This window comes from Coprococcus sp. RTP21204st1_G4_RTP21204_210225, from assembly GCF_040915385.1.
Taxonomy (GTDB): domain Bacteria; phylum Bacillota; class Clostridia; order Lachnospirales; family Lachnospiraceae; genus Allocoprococcus; species Allocoprococcus comes.
Genome location: NZ_JBCPDP010000066.1, coordinates 1 through 400 on the forward strand (window position 1 = coordinate 1; position 400 = coordinate 400).

1 protein-coding gene is annotated in these 400 nt (G+C 33.2%); it reads right to left on the reverse strand.

From position 1 onward, the window contains the following. The coding region (locus AB5213_RS17125) for a hypothetical protein (protein ID WP_368277033.1) at positions 1-253 on the reverse strand (253 nt) is incomplete at its 3' end. Positions 254-400: the final 147 nt, after the last annotated feature.

Consider the following 400-nt stretch of genomic DNA (forward strand, 5'->3'; position numbering starts at 1 on the left):
CTTGCAGATTAAGACGCTCTGCCAAGTCAAGCATAATCAGCAGAAACGACCTGTTTTGAGTGCTCGAGAAGTCAAGTTGAGAATAACATTTGAACTTTAGTTGTACAAATTTGTCAATATCATCAGAGGCTTCAGACAGGACATTATACCTTGATGCATAGATGTCGTACAATTCATCAGAATGATCTTGAAGATAGACTTCAAGCGATTCAACACTTGAAGCCTCTGCATATACGTTATAGAAGAAATTCATAATTATTCTTTGTTGAAAATATCTTGCTTTTTTGTCATTAAGATTTGGAATATCTTTTCGTGCTTCTTCAAGCCTTTTGATGTTATTTCTAAACGTTTTAGAATTGCATTTAATTCCTTGTCGTCTTTATCAAAATAGGAAAAAATT